This window comes from Erwinia sp. INIA01, from assembly GCF_025947915.1.
Lineage (GTDB): Bacteria > Pseudomonadota > Gammaproteobacteria > Enterobacterales > Enterobacteriaceae > Erwinia > Erwinia coffeiphila.
Genome location: NZ_JAPDNC010000038.1, coordinates 1 through 1,312, shown reverse-complemented (window position 1 = coordinate 1,312; position 1,312 = coordinate 1). Strand labels below are relative to the sequence as shown.

1 protein-coding gene is annotated in these 1,312 nt (G+C 50.5%); it reads right to left on the bottom strand.

Going from position 1 to position 1,312, the window contains the following annotated elements; genetic code table 11:
• Nucleotides 1–3: 3 nt before the first annotated feature.
• Nucleotides 4–1,259, bottom strand: a protein-coding gene (locus OMR58_RS25965; RefSeq protein ID WP_264547334.1) for an IS3 family transposase whose coding sequence is annotated in 2 segments (ribosomal slippage) — nt 4–899 and nt 899–1,259 — 1,257 coding nt in all. Because the reading frame shifts where the segments join, the coding sequence is not laid out codon by codon here.
• Nucleotides 1,260–1,312 lie beyond the last annotated feature (53 nt).

Sequence of the window (1,312 nt, the reverse complement as noted above, 5' to 3'; positions counted from 1 at the left end):
TGACTAGTCCTGATTTAGGTTGACAACGTTCTGCCTGTAAAACGCCCGATGAACCTCATCGGGCGTTTTGTATTTCAGGGCCAGATGCGGCCGCTCGTGGTTATAGATTGCCACCGATTCTTTTACCATCTTCCTCGCCTGCGCCAGATCTGCCGGGCGTGTGAGTAAAAACTCATTTTTCAGGATTCCGTTTATTCGCTCAGCCAGCGCATTCTGATAGCAGTCATAACCATCTGTCATTGAACAGGTTATCCCGTTTCTCTCATGAACCGACTGGTAAAGCGCTGAACAGTATTGTTGCCCTCTGTCTGAATGATGTATCAGGGGACCTGCCGTTTTTCTCCTCCGCAGCGCTTCTCTGAACGCTTTTATCACATTGTCAGTCTGCAGATTTTCCCCCACATGGTAACCCATAATTTTTCTGGAACAGGCATCCGTGACCAGACTCAGATAGGCCACGCCGCTGCGTAGCGGAAGGTAAGTAATATCGGCGACCCAGACCTGTTCTGGCTCGAGGGCTGTTACCTGTCCGGGGCCGGGTTTCAGCAGATTGGGATGCCGGTAAAAGCGATGATGGCTGTTGGTGGTTTTGTGATAAGCCCGTTTTACAGGAACCAGAAGCCTGTGTTCACCCAGCAGGCTAAAAAGACGGTCACGCCCAATATTCAACTTGTTATCTGACTGACTGTTCAGAAGGTAGTGCAGTTTACGCGTACCGATACGCGGTTGACGGCACCGGATACGGGCAACAAAATCAATAACCTGTGCATTATGTTGCTGTCGTTTATTGTATCTTGCGTTGTCCTGATACCAGGCCTGTCTGCTGTGCCCCAGGAACTGGCATGCCCGCGTAACGGTTACTTTTGAGGTCCGACCTTGCGCGAGGACTTGCCGGGCCGCTTCTTTACGACACTCACCCCGTAATCATTTTTCAGGACATTAATAACAGACTCAAAAAATTCAGCTTTCTGGTTAGCCAGCGCAAGCTGCTCTTCAAGTTCCTTGATTCTTTGTTCGGGTGTAAGCGGGATATTTGTCTGAGCCACAGGCAGTTTCCTCTTCGCCAGGTCAGGAAGTCCGGGACGCCAGTCGAGCCGGCCATATTTACGCAGCCAGACAAGCACGGTGGAGCGCCCCTGAATGCCATATCGCTGTTGGGCCTGTTTATAGGTCATCTCGCCTTTTTCGACCTGCTCAACAACGGCTATTTTAAAGGATAGAGGATAATCACGTTGGGTGCGTTTGAACTCAGTCATCATCACGTTCTCCGTATTTAAGTCGGGAACGTGTCAACGCTATTCAGGACGGGTCA